Source organism: Curtobacterium sp. L6-1 (assembly GCF_018885305.1).
GTDB lineage: Bacteria > Actinomycetota > Actinomycetes > Actinomycetales > Microbacteriaceae > Curtobacterium > Curtobacterium aetherium.
Window position 1 is genome coordinate 724,429 of sequence record NZ_CP076544.1, and the last position, 26,528, is coordinate 750,956.

General features: G+C 68.1%; 22 protein-coding genes, 3 tRNA genes and 3 rRNA genes. 26 read left to right on the plus strand and 2 right to left on the minus strand.

The window, feature by feature from the left end:
* The first annotated feature begins 44 nt into the window (after window positions 1–44).
* The 26 genes from ilvC to KM842_RS03525 all read left to right on the plus strand — a co-directional run bounded on the left by ilvC (window position 45) and on the right by KM842_RS03525 (window position 24,735).
* On the plus strand, window positions 45–1,070 hold the full coding sequence (gene ilvC / locus KM842_RS03400) for a ketol-acid reductoisomerase (protein ID WP_216260951.1): 1,026 nt from the start codon (window positions 45–47) through the stop codon (window positions 1,068–1,070).
* A gap of 234 nt (window positions 1,071–1,304) precedes the next feature.
* On the plus strand, window positions 1,305–2,495 hold the full coding sequence (locus KM842_RS03405) for a mannitol-1-phosphate 5-dehydrogenase (RefSeq protein ID WP_216260953.1): 1,191 nt from the start codon (window positions 1,305–1,307) through the stop codon (window positions 2,493–2,495).
* A 26-nt stretch (window positions 2,496–2,521) separates the two neighbouring features.
* Window positions 2,522–2,944: a hypothetical protein gene (locus KM842_RS03410; protein ID WP_216260955.1), complete on the plus strand. Its 423-nt coding sequence runs from the start codon at window positions 2,522–2,524 to the stop codon at window positions 2,942–2,944.
* Window positions 2,941–3,330 (plus strand): hypothetical protein, encoded by a 390-nt coding sequence (locus KM842_RS03415; RefSeq protein WP_216260957.1) that lies wholly within the window; start codon window positions 2,941–2,943, stop codon window positions 3,328–3,330. The genes KM842_RS03410 and KM842_RS03415 overlap by 4 nt, the downstream gene beginning before the upstream one ends.
* A 106-nt stretch (window positions 3,331–3,436) precedes the next feature.
* Window positions 3,437–5,026 (plus strand): phosphoglycerate dehydrogenase, encoded by a 1,590-nt coding sequence (gene serA, locus KM842_RS03420; protein ID WP_216260959.1) that lies wholly within the window; start codon window positions 3,437–3,439, stop codon window positions 5,024–5,026.
* A 7-nt stretch (window positions 5,027–5,033) separates the two neighbouring features.
* Entirely contained in the window at window positions 5,034–6,107 is a 1,074-nt protein-coding gene (locus KM842_RS03425) for a 3-isopropylmalate dehydrogenase (protein WP_216260960.1), read from the plus strand.
* Between the two features lie 12 nt (window positions 6,108–6,119).
* Entirely contained in the window at window positions 6,120–7,268 is a 1,149-nt protein-coding gene (locus KM842_RS03430; RefSeq protein WP_216260962.1) for a branched-chain amino acid aminotransferase, read from the plus strand.
* 9 nt (window positions 7,269–7,277) lie between these two features.
* Window positions 7,278–8,048 (plus strand): fumarylacetoacetate hydrolase family protein, encoded by a 771-nt coding sequence (locus KM842_RS03435; protein ID WP_216260964.1) that lies wholly within the window; start codon window positions 7,278–7,280, stop codon window positions 8,046–8,048.
* A gap of 478 nt (window positions 8,049–8,526) precedes the next feature.
* Window positions 8,527–10,048: ribosomal RNA gene (locus tag KM842_RS03440) — 16S ribosomal RNA — on the plus strand.
* A gap of 448 nt (window positions 10,049–10,496) precedes the next feature.
* Window positions 10,497–13,625: ribosomal RNA gene (locus KM842_RS03445) — 23S ribosomal RNA — on the plus strand.
* A gap of 143 nt (window positions 13,626–13,768) precedes the next feature.
* Window positions 13,769–13,885 (plus strand): 5S ribosomal RNA (rrf, locus tag KM842_RS03450).
* The 16S, 23S and 5S rRNA genes sit together here, the layout of an rRNA operon.
* A gap of 118 nt (window positions 13,886–14,003) precedes the next feature.
* On the plus strand, window positions 14,004–15,491 hold the full coding sequence (gltX, locus tag KM842_RS03455) for a glutamate--tRNA ligase (RefSeq protein ID WP_216260966.1): 1,488 nt from the start codon (window positions 14,004–14,006) through the stop codon (window positions 15,489–15,491).
* A gap of 5 nt (window positions 15,492–15,496) precedes the next feature.
* Window positions 15,497–16,420, plus strand: a complete 924-nt coding sequence (locus KM842_RS03460; RefSeq protein ID WP_253206229.1) for an NAD(P)/FAD-dependent oxidoreductase — start codon at window positions 15,497–15,499, stop codon at window positions 16,418–16,420.
* Window positions 16,421–16,464: 44 nt separating this feature from the next.
* Window positions 16,465–16,539 (plus strand) — tRNA-Gln (locus tag KM842_RS03465).
* Between the two features lie 354 nt (window positions 16,540–16,893).
* The gene (locus tag KM842_RS03470) at window positions 16,894–17,184 is read left to right on the plus strand and encodes a zinc-ribbon domain-containing protein (RefSeq protein ID WP_216260968.1); all 291 of its coding nucleotides are present in this window, start codon (window positions 16,894–16,896) and stop codon (window positions 17,182–17,184) included.
* Between the two features lie 251 nt (window positions 17,185–17,435).
* Window positions 17,436–18,719 carry an ABC transporter substrate-binding protein gene (locus KM842_RS03475; protein ID WP_437124540.1) on the plus strand — a complete coding sequence of 428 codons (1,284 nt, stop codon included), beginning with the start codon at window positions 17,436–17,438 and terminating at the stop codon, window positions 18,717–18,719.
* A 96-nt stretch (window positions 18,720–18,815) separates the two neighbouring features.
* Window positions 18,816–19,853, plus strand: a complete 1,038-nt coding sequence (locus KM842_RS03480) for a carbohydrate ABC transporter permease (RefSeq protein WP_216260970.1) — start codon at window positions 18,816–18,818, stop codon at window positions 19,851–19,853.
* On the plus strand, window positions 19,850–20,755 hold the full coding sequence (locus tag KM842_RS03485) for a carbohydrate ABC transporter permease (RefSeq protein ID WP_253206230.1): 906 nt from the start codon (window positions 19,850–19,852) through the stop codon (window positions 20,753–20,755). Before KM842_RS03480 ends, KM842_RS03485 begins: the two co-directional genes overlap by 4 nt.
* 4 nt (window positions 20,756–20,759) lie before the next feature.
* Entirely contained in the window at window positions 20,760–21,044 is a 285-nt protein-coding gene (locus KM842_RS03490) for a hypothetical protein (protein WP_216260972.1), read from the plus strand.
* Window positions 21,045–21,063: 19 nt separating this feature from the next.
* The gene (locus tag KM842_RS03495) at window positions 21,064–22,071 is read left to right on the plus strand and encodes a LacI family DNA-binding transcriptional regulator (protein WP_253206231.1); all 1,008 of its coding nucleotides are present in this window, start codon (window positions 21,064–21,066) and stop codon (window positions 22,069–22,071) included.
* A 52-nt stretch (window positions 22,072–22,123) separates the two neighbouring features.
* Entirely contained in the window at window positions 22,124–22,756 is a 633-nt protein-coding gene (locus tag KM842_RS03500; RefSeq protein WP_216260976.1) for an MBL fold metallo-hydrolase, read from the plus strand.
* A 242-nt stretch (window positions 22,757–22,998) separates the two neighbouring features.
* A tRNA-Glu gene (locus KM842_RS03505) sits at window positions 22,999–23,074 on the plus strand.
* A 33-nt stretch (window positions 23,075–23,107) separates the two neighbouring features.
* Window positions 23,108–23,183 (plus strand) — tRNA-Glu (locus KM842_RS03510).
* Between the two features lie 111 nt (window positions 23,184–23,294).
* Complete coding sequence (locus KM842_RS03515; protein ID WP_216260978.1) at window positions 23,295–23,765, plus strand: fluoride efflux transporter FluC; 471 nt, start codon at window positions 23,295–23,297, stop codon at window positions 23,763–23,765.
* A complete protein-coding gene (gene crcB / locus KM842_RS03520) occupies window positions 23,762–24,136 on the plus strand; it encodes a fluoride efflux transporter CrcB (RefSeq protein WP_216260979.1) in 375 nt (124 codons plus the stop codon). Before KM842_RS03515 ends, crcB begins: the two co-directional genes overlap by 4 nt.
* Window positions 24,133–24,735, plus strand: coding sequence for a histidine phosphatase family protein (locus KM842_RS03525; protein WP_216260981.1), 603 nt, complete (start codon window positions 24,133–24,135; stop codon window positions 24,733–24,735). Before crcB ends, KM842_RS03525 begins: the two co-directional genes overlap by 4 nt.
* 145 nt (window positions 24,736–24,880) lie before the next feature.
* Here KM842_RS03525 and KM842_RS03530 read toward each other — a convergent pair whose 3' ends face one another.
* Window positions 24,881–25,318: a GNAT family N-acetyltransferase gene (locus KM842_RS03530; protein ID WP_216260982.1), complete on the minus strand. Its 438-nt coding sequence runs from the start codon at window positions 25,316–25,318 to the stop codon at window positions 24,881–24,883.
* 133 nt (window positions 25,319–25,451) lie between these two features.
* The gene (locus KM842_RS03535) at window positions 25,452–26,519 is read right to left on the minus strand and encodes an FUSC family protein (RefSeq protein WP_216260984.1); all 1,068 of its coding nucleotides are present in this window, start codon (window positions 26,517–26,519) and stop codon (window positions 25,452–25,454) included.
* Window positions 26,520–26,528: the final 9 nt, after the last annotated feature.

A 26,528-nucleotide genomic window follows, 5' to 3' on the forward strand; every position in this document is an offset into this window, starting at 1 on the left:
GCACCGGTCACCCAGACACCCCACAACCAAGGAGACCACGCACCGTGACTGACATCGTGTACGACGCCGACGCCGACCTCAGCCTCATCCAGGGCAAGAAGGTCGCGGTCATCGGCTACGGCTCGCAGGGCCACGCCCACGCCCTGAACCTCCGCGACTCCGGCGTCGAGGTCAAGATCGGCCTCAAGGAGGGCTCGAAGAGCCGCCAGAAGGCCGAGGAGGCCGGCTTCGAGGTGCACACCCCGGCCGACGCCACCGCCTGGGCCGACGTCGTCGTGATCCTCACCCCGGACCAGGTCCAGCGCATCGTGTACAAGGACGACATCGCGCCGAACCTCAAGCAGGGCGCCACGCTCGTCTTCGGTCACGGTTTCAACATCCGCTACGGCTACATCGAGGCGCCCGAGGGCGTCGACGTGTCGCTCGTCGCCCCGAAGGGCCCGGGTCACACCGTCCGTCGCGAGTACGAGGCCGGCCGCGGCGTCCCCGTGATCGTCGCCGTCGAGGTCGACGCGTCGGGCAGCGCCTGGGACCTGGCGTGGTCGTACTCGAAGGCCATCGGCGGCCTGCGCTCCGGCGGCATCAAGACGACGTTCACCGAGGAGACCGAGACCGACCTGTTCGGTGAGCAGGCCGTCCTGTGCGGTGGCACCTCGCAGCTCATCCAGTACGGCTTCGAGACCCTGGTCGAGGCCGGCTACCAGCCGCAGATCGCCTACTTCGAGGTGCTGCACGAGCTCAAGCTCATCGTCGACCTCATCTGGGAGGGCGGCCTCACCAAGCAGCGCTGGTCGATCTCCGACACGGCCGAGTTCGGTGACTACGTCTCCGGCCCGCGCGTGATCTCGCCCGAGGTCAAGGAGAACATGAAGGCCGTCCTCGCGGACATCCAGGACGGCACCTTCGCGAAGCGCTTCATCGAGGACCAGGATGCCGGCGCGCCGGAGTTCACCGCCCTCCGCGAGAAGGGCGAGGGGCACCCGGTCGAGGCGACCGGCCGCGAGCTCCGCAAGCTGTTCGCGTGGAAGCAGGCCGACTCCGACTACGTCGACGGCTCGGCCGCGCGGTAGTCTGCCTGAGACAAGCTCGACCCGCGAGGCGGCGGTGCAGTGCACCGCCGCCTCTCGATGTGACCCGGACACGATGCATCAGCTCCTGAACCACCCCGACGCCTCCCGACGACGTCGACCGACCACGACGACGCACGACGCCGTGCGCACCGCCGTGCCCGCTGGCCCCGGCGTCGCCCGGCAGCGGCCGACCCCGTGGCGGGGGCAGTCCACTGGACGTGGGATGATCGTCGGATGGCGGTGACGAGACGAGCGGTCCACATCGGCGCCGGCAAGATCGGGCGCGGCTTCGTGGGCCAGTTCCTCGTGGCGAGCGGCTACGACCTCACCTTCGTCGACGTCGACGAGCGTGTGGTGGCAGCCCTCAACGAAGCCGGACGGTTCGTCGTGCACGAGGTCGGCGAGATGCCGGTCGAGCACACGGTCGCCGGGTTCCGCGCACTCAACAGCAAGACCGACCGCGACCGCGTCGTGCAGGCCATCGCCGAGGCCGACGTCGTCACGACCGCCGTCGGGGCGCGGACCCTGCCGCTCGTGGCGCCGCTCATCGCCGAGGGACTGGCCGCCCGCCCGCTCGACCGGGGCGAGGTCACGATCGTCGCCTGCGAGAACGCGTTCAACGCCACCGACTCCCTGCACGCGAGCATCCGCCGCGCGCCGATCCTCGAGGACCGCGACGTCGCCGCGGTGTTCGCGAACTGCGCGATCGACCGCATCGTCCCCGACCAGTCCGGCGTGCTCGGCCAGTCCGGCGGCCTCGACGTCGTGCTCGAACCCTTCTACGAGTGGGTCATCGAGCGCACCCCGTTCGCCGGGACCGACGTGGAGCACCCCGTCATCGACGGCGTGACCTGGGTCGACGACCTGCAGCCGTTCGTCGAGCGCAAGCTCTACACGGTCAACACCGCGCACGCGACCGCCGCGTACCACGGCTGGGTCCGCGGCATCCGCCTCATCCGGGAGGCGCTCCAGGACCCCGACGTGCGCGCCGAGGTCGACGGGGTGCTCGCGGAGACGACCGCGCTGCTCATCGCGAAGCACGGCTTCGACCCGGAGGAGCACGCCGGGTACGTCGCGGCGAACCTCACGCGCATCGCGAACCCCCTGCTGCCGGACACGACGCTCCGCGTCGGTCGGAACCCGCTCCGCAAGCTCGGCCGTCGTGAGCGCTTCATCGGCCCCGCCGCCCAGCTCGCCGAGCACGGGCTGCCCGTCGACCACCTGCTCGGCGCCGTCCGGGTCGCGCTCGAGTTCGACGACCAGGACGACCCGGAGTCGTACGAGCTGCACGCGCTGCTCCGGTCCGGGGCGACGGCGCACGCGCTGACGGAGATCCTCACCGGCCTGATGGAGGGCCACCCGCTGTTCCCGGCGGTCCGCGACGTCGTGGCCGGCGTCCTCGAGACCCAGCCCGCCCAGGCATGAGCGGCGACCCTCGTAGGATCGACGGCATGACCGAGGACCGCGACCGCGACGACGACGACGCCCTGTCGTGGGGTGACGCGGACGACGCCACGCACGTGGACGCCGCGCACAACCCGATCACCGTCAAGGAACGCGACCAGCGGGACCCGGACGCGCCGGAGACCTCCGGCGCCCTGGTCGGCTTCGGGGTGTTCGGCGGGCTGTACCTGCTCTACACGGTGGCCTGGCTGCTGACCGCGTCCACCACGTACGTCTCCGGCGTCGACGCGGTGCTCAGCGGGTACGTCGCCGTGCTGCGCGCCCTGTCGATCGTCGCGCCGGCGCTCTGGTTCTCGGTCGTGCTCTGGGCCGCGCGCGGTCGCAGCACCCGGACCCGGCTGCTCTGGATGCTCGCCGGCGCCGTGGTGCTCTTCCCGTGGCCGTTCCTCATGACGCGGAGCTTCGGGTGACCGCGGTCGACGGTCGGACCGGTCGGCTGCGGCGTTCCCGTGGCGAGGTCGTCGGTCGGATCGTGGTCTGGGCCGTCGCCGCGGTGCTGCTGGCGTACATGACGGTGCAGAGCGTCGGGAACCTCGTGACGGTGTCCCAGTCCGTGCACGAGTTCAACCGCTTCATCGGGACGACCTCCGGCGGGGACTCGCTCCGACGCGCCGTCCCGTGGGTGTGGCTCGTCCTCGACATCGTCATCGCGCCGCTCGCCTTCGCGGTCGCGTGGTGGGTCACCCGCCGGGCCACGCTCGCGGTGACGGCTGCGGTGTTCCTGCTCGCCTTCGCGGCCGCCGGGGCGCTCTGGCTGGACCTGCAGCTGTTCGTGCCCCGCCTGCTCGACTTCTGACGGGCCTCCCGTCCGGCGCTCCGCGACGCCGGTCCCGCGTCGTAACGACCCGGTCGCGTCGGTAGGGTGGTGGTACACCACCCGTCTCGTGTGAGGAACAGCAGTCGTGTCGAAGCCGGTCGTCCTGATCGCCGAAGAACTCTCGCCCGCCACCGTCGACGCCCTCGGGCCCGACTTCGAGATCAGGAACGTGGACGGCACCGACCGTCCAGCCCTGCTCTCCGCGCTGTCCGACGCGCACGCGATCCTCGTCCGCTCCGCGACGAAGGTCGACGCCGAGGCCATCGCCGCGGCACCGGAGCTGCGCGTCATCGCCCGCGCCGGCGTCGGACTCGACAACGTCGACATCAAGGCGGCCACCACGGCCGGGGTGATGGTCGTCAACGCGCCGACCTCGAACATCATCTCCGCCGCCGAACTGACGGTCGGGCACATCCTGTCGCTCGCGCGGCACATCCCGGCCGCGCACGCCTCCCTCGCCGCCGGCGCCTGGAAGCGCTCGTCGTACACGGGCGTCGAGCTGTACGAGAAGACGGTCGGCATCATCGGCCTCGGCCGGATCGGTGCGCTCATCACGCAGCGGCTGCAGGCGTTCGGCGTCTCGGTGATCGCGTACGACCCGTACGTCACCAGCGCCCGCGCCCAGCAGCTCGGGGTCGAGCTCGTCTCCCTCGAGGACCTGCTGCGTCGCGCCGACTTCACCACCATCCACATGCCGAAGACGCCGGAGACGGTCGGCATGATCTCGGACGACCAGTTCGCGCTCATGAAGCCCACCGCCTTCGTCGTGAACGTCGCCCGCGGTGGCCTCATCGACGAGGACGCGCTGCACCGCGCGCTGACCTCGAACACCATCGCCGGTGCCGGGCTCGACGTGTTCGTGTCCGAGCCCCCGAAGGACTCGCCGCTCGTCGCGCTGCCCAACGTCGTCGTGACCCCGCACCTCGGTGCGTCCACGGACGAGGCGCAGGAGAAAGCCGGCGTCGCGGTGGCCAAGTCCGTCCGGCTCGCGCTCGGCGGGGAGCTCGTCCCCGACGCGGTCAACGTCGCAGGCGGCGTCATCGACCCGTACGTCCGCCCTGGCATCCCGCTCGTCGAGAAGCTCGGGCAGGTGTTCACCGCGATGGCGACCTCCCCGGTGACCAGCATCGACGTCGAGGTGCACGGCGAACTGGCCGACTACGACGTCAGCGTGCTCAAGCTCGCCGCACTCAAGGGCGTGTTCACCGACGTCGTCAGCGACCAGGTCTCCTACGTCAACGCCCCGCTGATCGCCGAGCAGCGCGGGGTCACCGTGCGGCTCATCACCGACGGTGACAGCCCGGAGTACCGCAACCTCCTCACCATCCGCGGTGCCCAGTCCGACGGGCCGGCGATCAGCGTCTCCGGCACCCTGACCGGCCCGAAGCAGGTCGAGAAGCTCGTCGAGATCAACGGCTACGACGTCGAGGTCGCGCTCGACAAGCACCACGTGGTCATGGCCTACACGGACCGCCCCGGCATCGTCGCGGTGTACGGCAAGGAGTTCGGCGAGGCGGGCATCAACATCGCCGCCATGCAGATCGCGCGCCAGTCCGCCGGCGGTGAGGCGCTCAGCGTCCTGACCGTGGACTCGCCGGTGCCGGACGCGGTCCTCGAGCACGTCCGGTCGACGATCGACGCGACGTCGCTCCGCGAGATCGACATCACCCTCTAGGAGCCCCGTGACGCAGCAGCAGACGCTCAAGCTCGCGGTGGTCCGCGGGGACGGCATCGGTCCCGAGGTCGTCGACGAGGCCCTCAAGGTCCTGCGGGCCGTGGCCGACGGTGCGCTCGACGTGCAGGAGACCGACTTCGCACTCGGTGCGGACCGCTTCCTCGCGACCGGCGACGTGCTCACCGAGACCGACATGGCCGCGATCGCCGAGCACGACGCGATCCTGCTCGGTGCCGTGGGTGGGGACCCGCGCGACCCGCGGCTGGCCGGCGGCGTGATCGAGCGCGGGCTGCTGCTGAAGCTGCGGTTCGCGTTCGACCACTACGTGAACCTCCGGCCGACGACGGTGCACGCCGGCGTCACCTCACCGCTCGCCGAGCCCGGGGACGTGGACTTCGTGGTCGTGCGGGAGGGCACCGAGGGCCCGTACGTCGGCAACGGCGGCGCCATCCGTGTCGACACCCCGCACGAGATCGCGACCGAGGTCTCGCTGAACACGGCGCACGGCGTCGAACGGGTCGTCCGGTACGCCTTCGCCCTCGCCGCCCGCCGTCCGCGGCGACACCTCACCCTCGTGCACAAGACGAACGTGCTCGTGTACGCGGGGTCGCTGTGGCAGCGCACCGTCGCCGCCGTCGCGCAGGAGTTCCCGGAGGTGACGGTCGACTACCAGCACGTCGACGCCGTCACCATCCACATGGTGCGCGAGCCGTCGCGGTTCGACGTCATCGTGACGGACAACCTCTTCGGCGACATCATCACCGACCTCGCCGGGGCCATCAGCGGCGGCATCGGTCTGGCGGCGTCGGGCAACATCAACCCGGACGGCACCTTCCCGAGCATGTTCGAGCCGGTCCACGGCTCGGCACCCGACATCGCCGGTCAGCAGCTGGCCGACCCCACCGCAGCGGTCCTCTCCGTCGCCCTCCTGCTCGACCACGTCGGTCGGTCGGACCTGGCGGCGGCGGTGACCCAGGCGGTCGAGGCCGACCTCGCCGACCGGGGCACCACACGGCGGTCGACGGCCGAGATCGGCGACGCCATCGTCGCCGCGGCCACCGCTCGCACCACCACGGCCTGACAGGAGCCACCCATGCGTGACAGCACGACCGAGACCCCGAGCGACGGCACCGACTTCGCACTCGACTTCGCGACGACCCCGTCGCCGGAACGGCGCGCCGCCGCCGAGCGCGAGGAGATCCTCGCCGACCCCGGGTTCGGGAAGCACTTCACCGACCACATGGCCAGCGTCGAGTGGACGCTCGACGCCGGCTGGCACGACGCGACCGTGCACGCGTACGGGCCGCTCTCCCTCGACCCGAGCGCGAGCGTGCTGCACTACGCGCAGGAGATCTTCGAGGGGATGAAGGCGTACCGGCACGCCGACGGCTCGATCTGGTCCTTCCGACCGGACGCGAACGCGCGTCGCTTCGCCCGGTCCGCCCGTCGTCTCGCCCTGCCGGAGCTGCCCGAGGCCGTCTTCGTCGAGTCGATCCGTCAGCTGGTGCGCGCGGACGAGGCCTGGGTGCCGTCGGCGCCCGAGACGAGCCTGTACCTGCGTCCGTTCATGATCGCGACCGAGGCCTTCCTCGGGGTCCGGGCCGCGCACGCGGTCCAGTACCACTGCATCGCCAGCCCGGCCGGCGCCTACTTCACGTCCGGACCGAAGCCGGTGTCGATCTGGCTGTCGACGCAGTATGCCCGCGCGGCCCGCGGCGGTACCGGTGCTGCGAAGACCGGCGGCAACTACGCGGCCTCGCTGCTGCCCCAGCAGGAGGCGTACGAGCACGGCTGCCAGCAGGTCATGTTCCTGGACTCCGAGAAGGGCGAGTACCTCGAGGAGCTCGGCGGGATGAACGTGGTCCTGGTCCGGTCCGACGGCACCCTGGTCACCCCCGACTCCGACTCGATCCTCGAGGGGATCACGCGCGACTCGATCCTGCAGCTCGCCCTCGACCGGGGTCTCCGGGTGGAGCGCCGTTCGGTCGCGCTGAGCGAGTGGCGGGACGGCGTCGCCGACGGCACAATCACCGAGGCGTTCGCCTGTGGGACCGCCGCGGTCGTCACCCCGATCGCGGAATTGCGTGGCGACGGGTTCACGATCGGTTCGCCGACGAACGGAGCCGGCGAGCTGACGATGTCCCTCCGCGAGGAGTTGACCGACATCCAGTACGGCCGCCGTCCCGACCCGCACGGCTGGATGGTCCGGCTCACGGACCCGACGTCGATCGACGCTGAGTAGGGTCGACGCGTGAAGATCGCACGGTTCAGCACCGAGGGGGAGGACCCCCGCTACGGCATCCTCGACGAGCGCGCACTGGTGGTGCTCGCCGGCGACCCGATGTACCAGGGCTTCGAGACGACGGGGGAGCGGGTGTCCCTGCAGGACGCCAAGCTGCTCGCCCCCGTGATCCCGCGGTCGAAGGTGATCGGCGTCGGGCTCAACTACGCCGAGCACGTCTCCGAGATGGATGAGCGGACGGCGGACGACCCGGTCGTGTTCCTCAAGCCGAACACCTCGGTCATCGGCCCGGAGGACCCGATCCGGCTGCCGGCCGACGTCGGACGCGTCGACCACGAGGGCGAGCTCGCCATCGTGATCGGCTCCCTGGCGAAGAACGTCAGCAAGGAGGACTTCGCGAGCGTCATCCTCGGATACACGATCGCGAACGACGTGACCGCCCGTGACCTGCAGGCGCGCGACGGCCAGTGGGCCCGGGCCAAGGGCTTCGACACGTTCTGCCCGCTGGGCCCGGTCATCGAGACCGAGATCGACCCGTCGGACATCCGCATCGAGACGCGCGTGGACGGTGACCTCCGCCAGGCCGCGTCGACGAACGAGATGGTGCACGACATCCCGACGCTCATCGAGTTCATCTCGTCGATCTGGACCCTGCTGCCCGGGGACGTCATCCTCACCGGGACTCCTGCCGGTGTGGGCGCCATCCGCGACGGCGACGTGGTCGAGGTCACGATCTCCGGTATCGGCTCGCTCCGCAACCCGGTCATCGCGCGTCACTGACGCAGCGTGCTCCGCACGGGAGGCCCGACACCGTTCGCGGTGTCGGGCCTCCGTCCGTCCCGGGGCCGGTCGGCGACGTCCGCGCCCTGAGCGGGCCGTGCGACACGCCCGAGATGGGCGCTGGTTGGCGGTGCTCTGGATCGCGTGTAGTGTTTCCTCTCGTTGCCACGGCAGCGAGAACGGAACGGCCGAGACGGACACCGGGGAAACCTGGTCGTCGCAGTCCGGACGGGGCCCCCGCTGGGCAACAGATCGACAGCCTCTCTGGCGATGCACCTAATGGTGTGGAGTGGGGAGTGCGTCTGGTCCTTGAGAACTCAACAGCGTGCACATTGTCAATGCCAATTTATTGACCTCGTCGCTCATCGCCTTCGTGGTGGTGGGTGTCGGAGACAATTCCTTTTGGATTGAAGATTGTCAGTAGACAGTCAACAGTCAAGATCAACTCGCTGACACTTTCGGGTGTTGGTTGTAATTTTTTACGGAGAGTTTGATCCTGGCTCAGGACGAACGCTGGCGGCGTGCTTAACACATGCAAGTCGAACGATGATCAGGAGCTTGCTCCTGTGATTAGTGGCGAACGGGTGAGTAACACGTGAGTAACCTGCCCCTGACTCTGGGATAAGCGTTGGAAACGACGTCTAATACTGGATATGATCACTGGTCGCATGGCCTGGTGGTGGAAAGATTTTTTGGTTGGGGATGGACTCGCGGCCTATCAGCTTGTTGGTGAGGTAATGGCTCACCAAGGCGACGACGGGTAGCCGGCCTGAGAGGGTGACCGGCCACACTGGGACTGAGACACGGCCCAGACTCCTACGGGAGGCAGCAGTGGGGAATATTGCACAATGGGCGAAAGCCTGATGCAGCAACGCCGCGTGAGGGATGACGGCCTTCGGGTTGTAAACCTCTTTTAGTAGGGAAGAAGCGAAAGTGACGGTACCTGCAGAAAAAGCACCGGCTAACTACGTGCCAGCAGCCGCGGTAATACGTAGGGTGCAAGCGTTGTCCGGAATTATTGGGCGTAAAGAGCTCGTAGGCGGTTTGTCGCGTCTGCTGTGAAATCCCGAGGCTCAACCTCGGGCTTGCAGTGGGTACGGGCAGACTAGAGTGCGGTAGGGGAGATTGGAATTCCTGGTGTAGCGGTGGAATGCGCAGATATCAGGAGGAACACCGATGGCGAAGGCAGATCTCTGGGCCGTAACTGACGCTGAGGAGCGAAAGCATGGGGAGCGAACAGGATTAGATACCCTGGTAGTCCATGCCGTAAACGTTGGGCGCTAGATGTAGGGACCTTTCCACGGTTTCTGTGTCGTAGCTAACGCATTAAGCGCCCCGCCTGGGGAGTACGGCCGCAAGGCTAAAACTCAAAGGAATTGACGGGGGCCCGCACAAGCGGCGGAGCATGCGGATTAATTCGATGCAACGCGAAGAACCTTACCAAGGCTTGACATACACCGGAAACGGCCAGAGATGGTCGCCCCCTTGTGGTCGGTGTACAGGTGGTGCATGGTTGTCGTCAGCTCGTGTCGTGAGATGTTGGGTTAAGTCCCGCAACGAGCGCAACCCTCGTTCTATGTTGCCAGCGGGTTATGCCGGGGACTCATAGGAGACTGCCGGGGTCAACTCGGAGGAAGGTGGGGATGACGTCAAATCATCATGCCCCTTATGTCTTGGGCTTCACGCATGCTACAATGGCCGGTACAAAGGGCTGCGATACCGTAAGGTGGAGCGAATCCCAAAAAGCCGGTCTCAGTTCGGATTGAGGTCTGCAACTCGACCTCATGAAGTCGGAGTCGCTAGTAATCGCAGATCAGCAACGCTGCGGTGAATACGTTCCCGGGCCTTGTACACACCGCCCGTCAAGTCATGAAAGTCGGTAACACCCGAAGCCGGTGGCCTAACCCTTGTGGAAGGAGCCGTCGAAGGTGGGATCGGTGATTAGGACTAAGTCGTAACAAGGTAGCCGTACCGGAAGGTGCGGCTGGATCACCTCCTTTCTAAGGAGCATCTGGTTCCAGGTTGTGTTCGTTTGAGCATGGTTTGGGGTCCAGGCGCCCGATTCGGACCGAACGTGTCCGACGGGTAGCTCATGGGTGGAACATTGACAGTGCAGTCGGGAGCGCGTCTCTCGGTCTCAGTACGCTCTGCTTGCAGGGTTGGAACGGGTCGGGTGGGAGCGGGTCGGCTGGTGCACGTTGTTGGGTCCTGAGGGACCAGGCTTCCTGCCGTGGTGTGTCTTCGGATGTGCTGGTGGTGGGGGTTGGGCCTGCGGGTCCTTCGTTGGGCTGCATGAAGCGAACCTGTTTGGTTCGGGGAGTGTGGTGCCGATCGTATGTTGAGAACTACACAGTGGACGCGAGCATCTTTAGATTCGCGTCATCAGCATGGGCTGCTCCTTGTGGGTGGTGTTGTGTTGTGGCGTTGGATCGCAATTTTAATCTTTGTGGTCAAGTTTCTAAGAGCAAACGGTGGATGCCTTGGCATCTGGAGCCGAAGAAGGACGTAGAAATCTGCGATAAGCCTCGGGGAGCTGATAATCGAGCTGTGATCCGAGGATTTCCGAATGGGGAAACCCCGCCAGGCGACTTGTCGACCTGGTGACTCCCGCCTGAATATATAGGGCGGGTAGAGGGAACGTGGGGAAGTGAAACATCTCAGTACCCACAGGAAGAGAAAACAACATGTGATTCCGTGAGTAGTGGCGAGCGAAAACGGATGAGGCTAAACCGATCATGTGTGATAGCCGGCGGGCGTTGCATGGTCGGGGTTGTGGGACACGTCACTCAGTTCTGCCGGACTGGGACGGTTACAGCGCATCATAGTCGAACCGGTTTGAAAGCCGGGCCGTAGTGGGTGCCAGCCCCGTAGACGAAATGGTGTTATGGCCGGATGTGTATCCCAAGTAGCACGGGGCCCGAGAAATCCCGTGTGAATCTGTCAGGACCACCTGATAAGCCTAAATACTCCCAGATGACCGATAGCGGACAAGTACCGTGAGGGAAAGGTGAAAAGTACCCCGGGAGGGGAGTGAAATAGTACCTGAAACCGTTTGCTTACAAACCGTCGGAGCCTCCTTTGTAGGGGTGACGGCGTGCCTTTTGAAGAATGAGCCTGCGAGTTAGCGATATGTGGCGAGGTTAACCCGTGTGGGGTAGCCGTAGCGAAAGCGAGTCTGAATAGGGCGATTCAGTCGCATGTCCTAGACCCGAAGCGAAGTGATCTATCCATGGCCAGGTTGAAGCGACGGTAAGACGTCGTGGAGGACCGAACCCACTTCAGTTGAAAATGGAGGGGATGAGCTGTGGATAGGGGTGAAAGGCCAATCAAACTTCGTGATAGCTGGTTCTCTCCGAAATGCATTTAGGTGCAGCGTTGCGTGTTTCTCGCCGGAGGTAGAGCTACTGGATGGCCGATGGGCCTCAACAGGTTACTGACGTCAGCCAAACTCCGAATGCCGGTGAGTGAGAGCGCAGCAGTGAGACGGTGGGGGATAAGCTTCATCGTCGAGAGGGAAACAACCCAGACTACCAACTAAGGCCCCTAAGCGTGTGCTAAGTGGGAAAGGATGTGGAGTTGCACAGACAACCAGGAGGTTGGCTTAGAAGCAGCCACCCTTGAAAGAGTGCGTAATAGCTCACTGGTCAAGTGATTCCGCGCCGACAATGTAACGGGGCTCAAGCACACCGCCGAAGTTGTAGATTTCGCACACTCGACAAGCCTTCGTGGTTCAGTCGTGCGGAGTGGTAGGAGAGCGTCGTGTGGCGAGTGAAGCGGCGGAGTGATCCAGCCGTGGACGCTACACGAGTGAGAATGCAGGCATGAGTAGCGAAAGACGGGTGAGAAACCCGTCCTCCGAAAGACCAAGGGTTCCAGGGCCAGGTTAATCCGCCCTGGGTAAGTCGGGACCTAAGGCGAGGCCGACAGGCGTAGTCGATGGACAACGGGTTGATATTCCCGTACCGGCGAACAACCGCCCAAGCTAATCCAGTGGTGCTAAGAGTCCTAACCCGGCACATCCGGATCCCTTCGGGGTGATGGTGGCCGGTCTAACGCTCGACCCCATGCTGGTGCGGTTAGCGTATGAACAGGTGTGACGCAGGAAGGTAGCTGAGCCAGGCGATGGTATCCGTAAGGTGAACCTGGTGTAAGGATGTAGGGCTGACGATAGGCAAATCCGTCGTCTGTGTGCCTGAGATCCGACGCGTACCCGTAAGGGGAAATCAGTGATCCTATGCTGCCGAGAAAAGCATCGACGCGAGGTTGCAGCCGCCCGTACCCGAAACCGACTCAGGTGGTCAGGTAGAGAATACCAAGGAGATCGAGATAATCGTGGTTAAGGAACTCGGCAAAATGCCCCCGTAACTTCGGGAGAAGGGGGGCCGGACACGTGACCGGATTTACTCCGTGAGCGTTGAAGGCCGCAGAGACCAGTGGGAAGCGACTGTTTACTAAAAACACAGGTCCGTGCGAAGTCGCAAGACGATGTATACGGACTGACGCCTGCCCGGTGCTGGAAGGTTAAGAGGAAGGGTCAGCCTCACGGCGAAGCTCTGAATTTAAGCCCCAGTAAACGGCGGTGGTAACTATAACCATCCTAAGGTAGCGAAATTCCTTGTCGGGTAAGTTCCGACCTGCACGAATGGCGTAACGACTTCCCAGCTGTCTCAACCGCGAACTCGGCGAAATTGCACTACGAGTAAAGATGCTCGTTACGCGCAGCAGGACGGAAAGACCCCGTGACCTTTACTACAGTTTGGTATTGGTGTTCGGAGTGGCTTGTGTAGGATAGGTGGGAGACTGTGAAGCGGGCACGCTAGTGTTCGTGGAGTCATTGTTGAAATACCACTCTGGTCACTTTGGATGTCTAACGTAGGACCCTGATCGGGTTCATGGACAGTGCCTGATGGGTAGTTTAACTGGGGCGGTTGCCTCCCAAAGAGTAACGGAGGCGCCCAAAGGTTCCCTCAACCTGGTTGGCAATCAGGTGGCGAGTGTAAGTGCACAAGGGAGCTTGACTGTGAGACTGACAGGTCGAGCAGGGACGAAAGTCGGGACTAGTGATCCGGCAGTGGCTTGTGGAAGCGCTGTCGCTCAACGGATAAAAGGTACCTCGGGGATAACAGGCTGATCTTGCCCAAGAGTCCATATCGACGGCATGGTTTGGCACCTCGATGTCGGCTCGTCGCATCCTGGGGCTGGAGTAGGTCCCAAGGGTTGGGCTGTTCGCCCATTAAAGCGGTACGCGAGCTGGGTTTAGAACGTCGTGAGACAGTTCGGTCCCTATCCGCTGCGCGCGTTGGAAATTTGAGAAGATCTATCCCTAGTACGAGAGGACCGGGATGGACGAACCTCTGGTGTGTCAGTTGTTCTGCCAAGGGCACCGCTGATTAGCTACGTTCGGACCGGATAACCGCTGAAAGCATCTAAGCGGGAAGCCGTCTTCGAGATGAGATTTCCATGCACCTTGAGTGTGAGAGGCTCCCAGCAGACTACTGGGTTGATAGGCCGGATGTGGAAGCGGGGACTAACGACCCGTGGAGCTGACCGGTACTAATAAGCCGAAGACTTGACACACACTTTTTTCCCAACACCTTTCGGGGTGTTGGGGCTCGCGTCCACTTTGTGGTTCCCGACAGATGATCGGGAACAACTGAAACTGAACACCGCGCATGCGCGGAACACGTTTCAACGCTTCCCTAGAGGAGTGTCGAAATTGTTCCGGTGGTCATAGCGAGAGGGAAACGCCCGGTCACATTCCGAACCCGGAAGCTAAGCCTCTCAGCGCCGATGGTACTGCAAGGGGGACCTTGTGGGAGAGTAGGACGCCGCCGGACTTACCTTGAACAGAAGAGCCCCTGGTCGGGGGAGCAGCAATGCTCCCCAGGCCAGGGGCTCTTCTGCATTCCCAGGACACGGTGTCGGCGGACGGTGTCACGGTAGGATCAGTGCGTCATGACAGCGCCATTCTCTTCTGCCACCGGTTCCGACGTCCGCGTCCGGTTCTGCCCGTCGCCCACCGGAACGCCGCACGTCGGCCTGGTCCGCACCGCCCTGTTCAACTGGGCGTACGCGCGGCACACCGGCGGCAAACTCGTGTTCCGCATCGAGGACACCGACGCCGCCCGGGACAGCGAGGAGTCCTACGCGCAGATCATTGAAGCGCTGCGCTGGCTCCGACTCGACTGGGACGAAGGCGTCGAGGTCGGCGGACCGCACGGGCCGTACCGGCAGTCCGAGCGCGACGACGTGTACGCCGACGCGATCCGTCAGCTGCAGGCCGCCGGGCACGTGTACGAGTCGTTCGTCACCCCCGAGGAGATGGAAGCGCGGAACATCGCGAACGGTCGTGACCCGAAGCAGGGCTACGACAACCACGAGCGCGACCTGACCGACGCCGAGCGCCAGGCCTTCCGCGACCAGGGCCGTGCGCCGGCGCTGCGCCTCCGGGTGCCCGACCGCGACCTGAGCTTCCGGGACCTCGTGCGCGGTGAGATCACCTTCCCGCAGGGGTCCTTCCCGGACTTCGTGGTCGTGCGTCCGAACGGCAAGCCGCTGTACACCTTCACGAACCCGCTCGACGATGCCCTCATGGGCATCACGCACGTCCTCCGGGGTGAGGACCTGCTGTCGTCCACGCCGCGGCAGATCGCGCTGTACGAAGCGCTGTACGAGATCGGGCTGGCCGAGTCCATCCCGCAGTTCGGACACCTGCCCTACGTGATGGGGGAGGGGAACAAGAAGCTGTCCAAGCGCGACCCGGAGTCGAACCTCTTCCACCACCGCTCGAACGGGATGGTGCCGGAGGGCCTCGTCAACTACCTGGCGCTGCTCGGCTGGTCGATCGGTCCGGACCGCGACGTGTTCTCGATCGACGAGATGGTCGCCGCGTTCGAGGTCACCGACGTGAACCCGAACCCGGCACGCTTCGACCACAAGAAGGCCGAGTCGATCAACGGCGACCACATCCGGTTGCTCGACGCCGCGGACTTCCGCGACCGCCTCACCCCGTACCTGACGGCGTTCCTCGACGAGCCCGCGTCGCCGGAGCAGGAGCGTGTGCTCGAGCTCGCGGCGCCGCTCGTGCAGGAGCGCATGCAGCTCCTCAGCGAGGCACCGTCGATGCTCCGGTTCCTCTTCACGCCGGACGACGAGCTCACCGTCGAGGACGATGCCCTCGCGTCGCTCAAGGGCGACCCGGCGCCGGTGCTGCAGGCAGGCATCGAGTCGCTCGAGCGGCTCGACGACTGGCGGACCGAGGCCATCGAGCAGGCTCTGCGTGAGGCGCTCATCGACGGGCTCGGCCTGAAGCCCCGCGTGGCGTTCGGACCGTTGCGCGTGGCCGTCTCCGGTCGTCGGATCAGCCCGCCGCTGTTCGAGTCGATGGAGATCCTCGGCAAGCAGTCCACCCTCACCCGCCTGCGGGCACTCGCGGCGCGCTGACGTCCGTGTACGACGTCGTCGTCATCGGTGCCGGGCCGGCGGGGCTCAGTGCTGCGCTGAACCTGGTGCGGGCCAAGCGCACCGTGCTGCTCGTCGACGCCAACCGCCCGCGGAACGCCGCGACCCTCCGATCGCACGGCTTCGTCACGCGTGACGGCATCTCGCCGCTGGAGCTGCGCCGGCTCGGCCGCGACGAGGTGGCGGCGTACCCGGAGGCGACCGTCGTCCAGGCCGTGGTGGACCGGGTCTGGCAGGACGACGGCGCGTGGCGGGTGCACGGCACCTGGCGGGGAGCCGAGGTGGACGCGACCGCGCGTGCGGTCCTGCTCGCCACGGGCCTCCGTGAGGAGTTCCCCGCCCTGCCGTCGCTCCGGGCGTTCTACGGGACCGACGTCCACAGCTGCGTCGAGTGCGACGGGTACGACAAGGCGGGGGAGCCGCTGGCGTTCCTCTGCGAGACGGACGACGTCGTCGACCGCGCGCTCCTCGTCGGCTCGTGGACCGACGACCTGGTCGTCTACACGAACGGCGCCGCCGTGCTCACGGAGGCGGGCCGCGACCGACTCGTCGCCGCGGGCATCCGCGTCGACGAGCGCCCGGTGGCGGACCTCGAGGGGGACCGCACCGGGATGACCGGCGTGCGGCTCGCGGACGGGCACGTGGAGCCGCGCAGTGGAGCGTTCGTGCGTCCGCTCTGGCACGCGGACCTCGACTGGGTGGAGGCCGACCTCGACCGCGACGCGGCCGGCCTCGTCCGCGTGGACCGGCTCGGGCGGACGGGTGTCGACGGCCTCTACGCGGTGGGGGACATCACGCCTCCGGGGCCGGAACAGCTGATCGTGGCGGCCGGTCACGGTGCCTCGACGGCTGCTGCGGTGCACCGGGACCTGATCGGTGGTCTCGAAGACCTCCGGGATGCTGTACAGTAGTTGATCGTGCCCCGGACAACGGGGCGCAGGACCACACGGTCCATTGGGGTATGGTGTAATTGGCAACACAGCGGTTTCTGGTACCGTCGTTCTTGGTTCGAGTCCAGGTACCCCAGCCAGCAACGTGATCGAAGGCCCTCGGGAAACCGGGGGCCTTCGTCGTTCCTGGCTGCGATCGGCCCCCGACGCGATCGTTCCCGGCTGCGGCTGACACCGGTGCGTTCGACACGGCCGTGGTCGGGCACCGCCACCGCGCATCGCCACCGCAGCGTAGGCTCCGCTGTCAGGCCGTTCGATCAGCCCGCCCGACCCGTCCGGACGTGCGCCACGCCCGAGATGGCGCACTGCACGCGAATCCGTCGGACCGGGACCGAGACCGAGACCGAGACCGGGACCGGGACCGGGACCGAGACGGACGCGCGGCGGGACGGTCAGGCACCGGCTCGACGACCGACGACACCAGGGGGAACACGATGATCATCTTCGGCAGCCGGACCCGGACCGCCCTCGTGGGCGTGCTGTTCTTCGCCTGCGCGCTATGCGGGTCGACCGCGGCGCAGCGACTCCACCGCCTCCGGACCTGGTTCACGCTCTTCTTCGTGCCGGTCTTCCCCTTCGGGCACGGGCGCTACGTCCTGCAGTGCGCGTACTGCGGCGGGCAGTCCTCGATGCCGCGCGACGGCGCCGAGCGGTTCGCCGCCGACGCCGAGCGGGCACAGGCCGCGCACCTCGCGCAGGAGACCCTCCCGCCGACGGCGCAGTAGCGCAGGAGACCCTCCCGCCGACGGCGCAGGAGCGAACCGCGCTGCGCGAGCCGGGCCGCGCTGCTCGTGGAGCCGGTCCTGCTCGTGGGGCAGCGTGTCACGGTCCGGTCACGGTCCGCCTGCAACCGGTTGCACGGTCGGCAGGGGCGGGCGTAGCGTCCTCGCTCAGCAGGCAGCGTCGCCTGCTCCAGTGCAGCGTCGCCGGCTCCGTCCGGCGACGCTCCTGGTGATCTCGATGAGGAGACAACGCTGTGAAGAACACACGTGCGACAGGCCGCGTGGCCTCGATCGCGGGGATCGCGGTCCTCGGCCTGGTGCTCGCGAGCTGCTCGAGCGGGAGCTCGGCCTCGGACGACGCGAAGAGCGGTCAGGACAGCCGCGGCCCGATCACCTACGTGCAGGGCAAGGACAACTCGAACGTCGTCCGCCCGCTGATCGAGAAGTGGAACAAGGCGCACCCGGACGAGAAGGTCACGTTCAAGGAGCAGTCCGACCAGGCCGACCAGCAGCACGACGACCTCGTGCAGCACTTCCAGGCCAAGGACGACAACTACGACGTGGTCGACGTGGACGTCGTCTGGACCGCCGAGTTCGCGGCGAAGGGCTGGCTCACGCCGCTGACGGGCGACATGGCGATCGACACGGACGCGCTGCTGCCGTCGACGGTGAAGACCGCGACGTACAACGACACCCTCTACGCGGCACCCCAGACGTCCGACGGTGCGCTGCTCTACTACCGCAAGGACCTCGTCAAGACCCCGCCCACGACGTGGGACGAGATGATGGACGACTGCGCGATCGCGAAGGCCGAGGGCATCGGCTGCTACGCGGGCCAGTTCGCGAAGTACGAGGGCCTGACCGTGAACGCGTCCGAGGCCATCAACGGATCCGGCGGTGCGGTCCTGGACGGCAGCGGCAAGCCCACCGTCGACACCGCCGACGCGAAGGCCGGACTGCAGAAGCTCGTCGACGCCTTCGAGGACGGCAACATCCCGAAGGAGGCGATCACCTACCAGGAGGAGCAGGGCCGTACCGCGTTCGAGGACGGCAAGCTGCTGTTCCTGCGCAACTGGCCGTACGTCTACAGCCTCGCCAAGACCGACGGGTCGAGCAAGGTCAAGGACACCTTCGGCATCGCGCCGATCCCCGGCGCGGACGGCGTCGGTGCCTCCACGCTCGGTGGGCACAACGCGGCGATCAGCGTGTACTCGAAGCACAAGGCCACCGCGCACGACTTCCTCGAGTTCCTGACCTCGGAGGAGACGCAGAAGTTCTTCGCGACCCAGGGCTCGCTCGCCCCGGTGATCGGTGACCTGTACACGGACGAGGAGCTCACGGCGAAGCTGCCGTACCTGCCGACGCTGCTCAAGTCCATCGAGTCGGCCGAGCCCCGTCCGGTGACGCCGTTCTACCCGGCGGTCACGAAGGCGATCCAGGACAACACCTACGCCGCCCTGAAGGGCTCGAAGAGCGTCGACGACGCGATGAAGGACATGGAGGCCGCGCTGACGTCGGCCACCGACGGCGGCAACTGACCGTCGTCGAGCCGGACGGGAGGCCCGTGGTCGCGCTGACCACGAGCCTCCCGTCCTCACCCCCGTGCGTCCCCGACACCGGCAAGGAGGCCGTCCGTGTCAGCAGCAACCGAGATCCCCGCAGCGATCCCCGAACCCCCGAGCAGTGACCCCCAGGGCAGCGGAGCAGCGCGACGCCGGAAGGGCGGGCTGAACGCCGACCACGGCCGGTGGGCCGTCTACCTGATCGGCCCGACGCTCGTGCTCCTCGCCGTCGTCATCGGCTACCCCGTCGTCAGCGCGGTCATCCAGTCGTTCCAGCTCGACCAGGGTCTGGACAAGGCCACCGGGTTGTTCGTCGAGGGCGGCTTCGCGGGCGTGACGAACTACGTGCACTGGCTCGGCCAGCAGTGCGGCAACGCGGCCTGCCCGCCCGGCAACCTCGGGTCCCAGTTCTGGGTGGCCTTCGGCAACACGTTCTTCTTCACCGTGGTGACCGTGGCCCTCGAGACCGTCATCGGCCTCTGGATGGCCATCATCATGAACCGCAACTTCCGGGGCCGCGCCCTCGTCCGTGCGGCGATCCTCATCCCGTGGGCGATCCCGACGGCGGTCACCGCGAAGCTCTGGTACTTCATCTTCGACGCGAACGGCGTCCTCAACCACGTCATCGGCCACCAGGTCCTGTGGTTCTCGGACGAGTGGGCTTCGCGCTTCGCGATCATCATCGCCGACACCTGGAAGACGACGCCGTTCATGGCGCTGCTCATCCTGGCCGGGCTCCAGCTCATCCCGGACGAGGTGTACGAGGCCGGCAAGATGGACGGCGCCTCGACGTTCCAGCGGTTCGTCAACATCACGCTGCCGCTCGTCAAGCCGGCGCTCATGGTCGCCATCCTGTTCCGCGTGCTCGACGCCCTGCGGATCTACGACCTCATCGCGATCATGACCGGCGGCGGAGGCGGATCGGGCAACGCCACGGTGTCGCTCTCGGTCCTCGTCGTCGACCAGATCCGGCAGGGCTTCAACTCGGCCTCGGCCCTGTCCACCATCACCTTCGTGGTCATCTTCGTGGTGGCGTTCATCTTCGTCCGGTTCCTCGGCGCGAACGTCGTCCAGACCCAGGCAGCGCAGCAGAAGGGCGAACTCAAGTGACCCTCGCAGCAGACCGTCGCGTCACCGTCCCGGGCGACCGCGCCCGGACCCGCACCGACGTCCGGACGAAGCGGCACGTCGGGCCGAGGCTCCGGACCGGGATCCAGGCCGGCGTCATCGCGCTGTGGTGCCTCCTGCCCTTCTACTGGATGATCGTCACGTCGTTCCGGGACGTCGGGTACACCTTCGACCCGACGCCGTTCTTCACCCACGTGACGCTCGACAACTACGCCACGGCGTTCTCCACGTCCCTCGGGAACCACCTGGGGCGCGCACTGCTCAACAGCGTGCTCATCGGCGGGGTCGTGACGATCATCGCGCTGCTCGTCGGCACCACCGCGGCGTACGCCCTCGCCCGGCTCGAGTTCCGCGGCAAGTCGCTCATCGCCGGCGCCATCCTCGCGGCGTCGATGTTCCCCGGGGTCGCGCTCATCTCCCCGCTGTTCCAGCTCTTCACGGACATCGGTTGGATGGGCACGTACCAGGCGCTCATCCTGCCGAGCATCTCGTTCGTGCTGCCGCTGACGGTCTACACGCTGGCGTCGTTCTTCCGCGAGATGCCGTGGGACCTCGAGGAGGCCGCCCGCATCGACGGGTGCACCCGCGTGCAGGCGTTCCGCCGGATCATCCTGCCGCTCGCCGCACCGGCCGTCTTCACGACGGCGATCCTGGCGTTCATCTCGTCCTGGAACGAGTACCTCATCTCGTCGCAGCTCTCCAGCGACGCGACCCAGCCGGTGACCGTCGCCATCGCGTCGTTCGCCGGGTCGCAGCCGCACCAGGAGCCGTACACCGCCGTCATGGCGGCGGGCACGATCGTCACGATCCCGCTCGTCATCCTGGTGCTGGTGTTCCAGCGTCGCATCGTGGCCGGCCTCACCGCCGGCGGCGTGAAGGGCTGAGCCGGTGGCACAGCGTGCGCCCCTGCGCCCGACGTCGCGGATCGAGGAGGCCATCGGGTTCGTCGGCTGCTTCGGGCTGCTGTTCCTCGGGGTGACGGTGTTCTGCGAGCTCACCGGACGCCCGGCCCTCGCGTGGGCGATGACCCTGCTCGTCACGGTGGTCGCCGTCGCGCTCCTCGACGGATGGCGCCGCCGCGTGCTCCGCCGCCACGAGGAGACGGATGCCTGCCGGCCGCCGGTCGGCCGGGGTGAGCGCCCCGCGGACGTGCCGCGCGGGTCGGGGCGCTGACGGGCCTCCAGGCAGTTCCGTGGGGATCCAGGAGATCGCGACCGCGACCGGACTGTCCAAGGCGACCGTGTCCCGAGCCCTCCGCGGGCTGCCCACGGTGGCCGGGGCGACGATCGACGAGGTGCGCCGTGTCGCCGACGAACTCGGGTACGTCCCGAGCTCGGCGGCGGCCGGGCTCGCCACCGGACGCCAGCGTGCCGTCGGGGTGGTCCTGCCGGTCATCGACCGCTGGTTCTACGCCAAGGCACTCGGTGGGGTCGACGCCGAGCTGCGGGCGGCCGGGTACGACCTGGTCCTGTACAACCTCGGCGGGCCGGGCGGCGACCGGCACCGGGCGTTCCGACGGGCGATGCTGCGGCAGCGGGTCGACGCCCTCGTGCTGCTCTCCCTCGTGCTCGACGAGACCGAACGCCGGGAACTGCAGGTGAGCGAACTGCCGACGATCGTCATCGGCGGTCCGGCCCACGACCTCCGGAACGTCGGCGTGGACGACCGCGCGGTGGCGGCCCTCGTCGTGCGGCACCTGACCGACCTAGGCCACCGCCACGTCGCGTACGTCGGCGGCCAGGACGAGGCGGGCATGAACGTCGCGGTACCGTACCAGCGCCGGGACGGGTTCACCGAGGCGATGACCCGGGCGGGCCACCCCGTCCGCACCGGGTGGTACGCCGACGGGCGGTTCTCGTTCGCGGGCGGGGTCGCCGCCGGGACCGCGCTGCTCGACGTCCGGCCGGTGGAACGGCCCACGGCGGTGGTGTGCGCCTCGGACGAGATGGCGCTCGGCGTCGTCGTGGCGGCGCAGCGCCTCGGGCTGGTGGTACCCGCCGACGTGTCGGTCACCGGCGTGGACGGGCACGAGTACGGCGAGGTGCTCGGACTGACGACCGTGGCGCAGGACCCGGGTGCACAGGGGCGGGTCGCGGCGCGGGCCGTGGTGGCCGAGGCGCAGGGGGCGCCGCCGACGGTCGTGCCGGTGTCGCCGGCCCGTCTGGTGGTGCGGCGGACGACGGCGCCACCGACGCGCTGACCTGTGCTCGCGCTGCGCCCGCCGGTGCCGGACCGGGCGTAGCGTCGGAGGCATGCAGGTCACGAAACTGGAACACGCGTGCCTCGTCGTCGAGCAGGACGGCGCCCGTCTCGTCATCGACCCGGGGGCCTTCACCCGCCCCGTCGAGGAGACCGGGGTCGTCGCGGTCGTCGTCACCCACGAGCACCCGGACCACGCCACGACGGAGCAGATCGCGGGGATTCTCGAGCGGAACCCGGGCATCCCCGTCCTCGGCCCGGCCGGTGTCGCCGCGGCGCTCGCCGAGGTCGTCGCCGTCGACGTCGTCACCGACGGGGAGGCGCGCACCGTCGGGCCGTTCTCGCTCACCTTCCACGGCACGCGGCACCAGGTCATCCACTCGTCGATCCCGATCGTCGACAACACCGGCGTGCTGGTGAACGACACGCTGTTCCACCCGGGGGACGCCTACGTCGCACCGCCCGGTCCCGTCGAGCTGCTCGCGACGCCGGTCGGGGCGCCCTGGCTGCGGATCGGCGACCTCATGGACCACCTCGCCGCGGTCGCCCCGCGTCGTGCGTTCCCGATCCACGAGGCCACGCTGTCGGACATCGGGTTCGCCGGCCACACGGACCGGATCCGCCAGGTGGTGGAGCCCGCCGGGGAGGTCGTGGTGCTCGCACCGGGGGAGTCGCTCACCGTGTGACGTGACGGAGCAGGCCGCCCGGCGATGCGGCGGGCGACGGGCGACGGGCGAGCCGTGCAGGCGACGCGGCCGAGCGGGCGGTTCGCTGGGGCTCCCGGCTCCCGGCTCCCGGCTCCGGGCTGTGTGGCTTCCGGCTGCCGGGCGCCCGTCCGGCCGCCAGAGCGAGCGCGACACACCGGCGCGAGCACGGCCGTTTTGGTGCTCGCTCACACCCTGTGCCATACTTGTCGAGTTGTCGGAACGGCCCCATCGTACAGTGGCCTAGTACGCCGCCCTCTCACGGCGGTAACGCGGGTTCGAATCCCGCTGGGGTCACCACGAGTGACACACTCCGAACCGACACATCGCCGCGGCCCCATCGTATAGCGGCCTAGTACGCTGCCCTCTCACGGCGGTAACGCGGGTTCGAATCCCGCTGGGGTCACCAGCACGCAGTCCCCGTCCGGGTCCCGGGCGGGGACTTCGTCGTTCCGGGCCGGAGCGGTCGTCGTTCCGGCCCGGTCGACCGGGAAGCGCAGCGCGGACGGGAGCACAGCAGATGGACGACCGAGCGCCGACCACCGCACCCCCGTCGTCCCGCCCGCCGCACCTGCGCGCCGGGCTCGTCGCCCTGGTGGCCCTCGGTGGCGCGGTCGGCACCACGGCCCGGGCCATCCTCGCCCAGGCGTTGCCCGCCGTCGACGGCATCAGCTGGACCATCCTCGCGATCAACGTCGTCGGCGCGTTCTGCCTCGGACTCCTGCTCGAGAGCCTCGCCCTGCGCGGTCCCGACATCGGTCGTCGTCGGACGGTCCGGGTCGTCGTCGGGACGGGGGTGCTCGGCGGGTTCACCACCTACAGCACGCTCGCCGACGACACCGCGCACCTGCTCGACGTCGGACGGTGGGGCGCCGGCAGCGGGTACGCCCTGCTCTCCGTCGTGCTCGGCCTCGCGGCGGTCGTGGCCGGGCTCGCGCTCGCCACGGCGCTGCGTCGTCGCGCGGCGTCCGGTCCGGAGGTGACGCGATGAGCGCCCTGGAGCTCGTGTTCGTCGCCCTCGGCGGCGGGGTCGGGGCGGCACTGCGCTTCGTGCTCGACGGTCTGGTGAAGGCACGGGTGACCCGTTTCCCGCTCGGCACCCTGCTCATCAACGTGTCCGGGTCGTTCGTCCTCGGGCTGCTGACGGGCCTGGGGGAGGCAGGCACCATCGCCGCCCCCGCGGTCGCGGTGCTCGGGACGGGCATGATGGGGGGCTACACGACGTTCTCGACGGCGAGCGTCGAGACCGTGCAGCTCCTCCGATCGGGCAGGACCCGGCTCGCCGTCCTGAACGGTCTCGGGATGCTCGTCGTCTCGGTCGGCGCTGCTGCGCTCGGCCTCCAGCTCGGAAGGAACCCATGACCTCGGAACGCCCCGGCGAACTCGTCCTCGTCCGCCACGGAGAGACGGAGTGGTCGAAGAGTGGGCAGCACACCGGCCGCACCGACATCCCGTTGACGGAGAACGGTGTCGCGCAGGCAGAGCGTGCTGCTCGCCACCTCGCCGACCGGGAGTTCGCGCTCGCACTGTCGAGCCCGCTCACCCGCGCCCGGGAGACCGCCCGCATCATCGGCGTCGACCCGGAGCTCGACGAGGACCTGTACGAGTGGGACTACGGCGCCTACGAGGGCCTCACCACTCCGCAGATTAAGGTGCAGCGGCACGGGCCGTGGGACCTGTGGACCGACGGGGTCCCGGCGGGCGACACCCCCGGTGAGAGCGCGGCCGAGGTGCGGGTCCGCGTGGAGCGGGTGATCAACCGTGCTCGACCGGTCCTGGCCGAGGGGCACGACGCACTCTTCGTCGCCCACGGGCACGTGCTCCGGGCCCTCGGTGCCGCCTGGATCCGCCTCGCGCCGCAGGACGGCGCGGTGCTCAAGCTCGGCACGGCGACCGTGAGCACGCTCGGCTACGAGCACGGGCGGCCCGTCATCGACTCGTGGAACATCACGCCGGCCTGACCCGACGGACCCTGACGCCCCCGACGCCCCCTGACGGGCTCCTGCCTCCCCCGACAGGCCGGTCGCGCGCGGCGGGCGGCGTACGGAGTGCGGAGTGCGGAGTGCGGAGTGCGGCGGCACCGTCTGGGTGCCGCCGCACTCCGGCTCAGTCCTGCGGGCCGAGGACCATGCCCATGCCGACGCTCGGCGTGACGTCCTCGAACCCGAGCGACCGGTAGAGCCGCTGCCCGGGCGGGTCCCCGATGAGCGACACGTACGCACCCTCGGGGGCACGGTCGCGCACGTCCGCGAGGAGCCACTCCACGACCACCCGTCCGAGCCCGCGACGCTGGTGCGCCGGGTCGGTCGCGACGTCCACGACGTGGAAGTACCAGCCGCCGTCGCCGAGCACGCGGCCCATCGCGACGGGCGTCCCCGTGCCGTCGACCACGTGGCACGCCGACCAGGCGCCCACCACCGCCGGCGCGCCCTGCTCCGCCGTGACCGGCGTCAGGCCGGAGTCGCGTCGCAGGCGCAGGTAGTCGTCGAGGGGCGGTGCCGTCGGCAGCAGCGTGTAGCCGTCGTTCGTCTCCGTGTCGTCCATGCGCCCAGCCTGCCGTACCCCGCGGGGCGGGGCGAGCCTCCTGGGGCAGCAGGTGGCTGACGGCTCACGGCTGCCGACGGACGGCGGTACCGGCCGGGAGGCACGCGCACGTCCGGCGCGGAGCCGCCGGCAGTCAGACGGTGCGGATGCTGCTGGTCGCGCCGAGCGCGCGACCGCGTCGGCGTTCCACCCGGCGCCCGACCACGAGCAGCGCCAGGCTGACGACGGCGCCGAGGAGGGTCTGGCTGATGCGGTCGAGGGCGAGCAGGGCCGGCGCCTCGGGCACGCTCAGCCACGAGACCGCGAGGGCGAGCGGGGTGAGGAACAGCAGGCAGACGGCGTAGTTCCGGGCCACGAAGACCTCCGCCCCGAACTGCCCGACGACCGCGATGACGACGATCCACCACGCCGAGGGCTCGAGCAGCAGGATGCCGACGGCGATCACGGTGCCGCCGACCGTGCCGACCACGCGCTGCACCGCGCGGGACACCGTGTGCCGCTGCCGGAGCGCGGGCAGGGTCGACACGACGGCGATCACCGCCCAGTACGGGTGCCCCAGCCCGGGCAGTGCCTCGGCGACCCCGCCGGCCACGAGCGCCCCGACGACGTTGAGCGCGACGGTCTCCCGGAACGCCGGCGTGCGGAGGACCGCGAGGGAGCGGCGCTTGCGGTCGGCGAGCGGCCGGAAGCGGTGGGGTGCGTGCGGGTGCAGGACGCGGCGGATCACGGCGCCGGACATCGCCACGAGCCACGCCCAGACCACGCTGCCGAGGATGATCGTCGCGACGAGGGGCAGGTCGGCGGGGCGCACCGGGACCAGCGCTGAGACGACGAACGCGAACACCGGGAAGATCGGCTGGGCCGGGATCGTGCGGAGTGCCGTGAGGGTGGCGACGGCCCCGACGATGACGACCACGAGGCCGACCGCCTGCAGCCACAGGGGTGCGCCGAGCAGCGCCACGCCGATGCCCGCGGCCATGCAGACGACCTGCATGACCCCGGCGACGCCGGTGGTCACGGCCCGCTGCCGGTAGGGCTCCGTGGCGCCGAAGATCGCCGTGAAGCCGGCGAACACCGCGAAGGCGGCGTACTGCGGCAGGCCGAGACCGATGAGCAGGGCGAGCGGGACACCGCCGGCCACGGCGGCCCGGGCCGCGCCCTCGAGGTTGGTGGTGCGGGTCGAGTGCGGGGGCGTCGTCATGTCCCGGCC

Bases quoted from the DNA above. Each gene is read 5' to 3' on its own strand.
- KM842_RS03470 (WP_216260968.1), top strand. From the start codon at position 16,894: ATGATCATCTTCGGCAGCCGGACCCGGACCGCCCTCGTGGGCGTGCTG.
- gltX (WP_216260966.1), top strand. From the start codon at position 14,004: ATGACAGCGCCATTCTCTTCTGCCACCGGTTCCGACGTCCGCGTCCGG.
- KM842_RS03515 (WP_216260978.1), top strand. From the start codon at position 23,295: ATGGACGACCGAGCGCCGACCACCGCACCCCCGTCGTCCCGCCCGCCG.
- KM842_RS03430 (WP_216260962.1), top strand. From the start codon at position 6,120: ATGCGTGACAGCACGACCGAGACCCCGAGCGACGGCACCGACTTCGCA.
- crcB (WP_216260979.1), top strand. From the start codon at position 23,762: ATGAGCGCCCTGGAGCTCGTGTTCGTCGCCCTCGGCGGCGGGGTCGGG.
- KM842_RS03535 (WP_216260984.1), bottom strand. From the start codon at position 26,519: ATGACGACGCCCCCGCACTCGACCCGCACCACCAACCTCGAGGGCGCG.
- KM842_RS03405 (WP_216260953.1), top strand. From the start codon at position 1,305: ATGGCGGTGACGAGACGAGCGGTCCACATCGGCGCCGGCAAGATCGGG.
- KM842_RS03530 (WP_216260982.1), bottom strand. From the start codon at position 25,318: ATGGACGACACGGAGACGAACGACGGCTACACGCTGCTGCCGACGGCA.
- KM842_RS03500 (WP_216260976.1), top strand. From the start codon at position 22,124: ATGCAGGTCACGAAACTGGAACACGCGTGCCTCGTCGTCGAGCAGGAC.
- KM842_RS03410 (WP_216260955.1), top strand. From the start codon at position 2,522: ATGACCGAGGACCGCGACCGCGACGACGACGACGCCCTGTCGTGGGGT.
- KM842_RS03525 (WP_216260981.1), top strand. From the start codon at position 24,133: ATGACCTCGGAACGCCCCGGCGAACTCGTCCTCGTCCGCCACGGAGAG.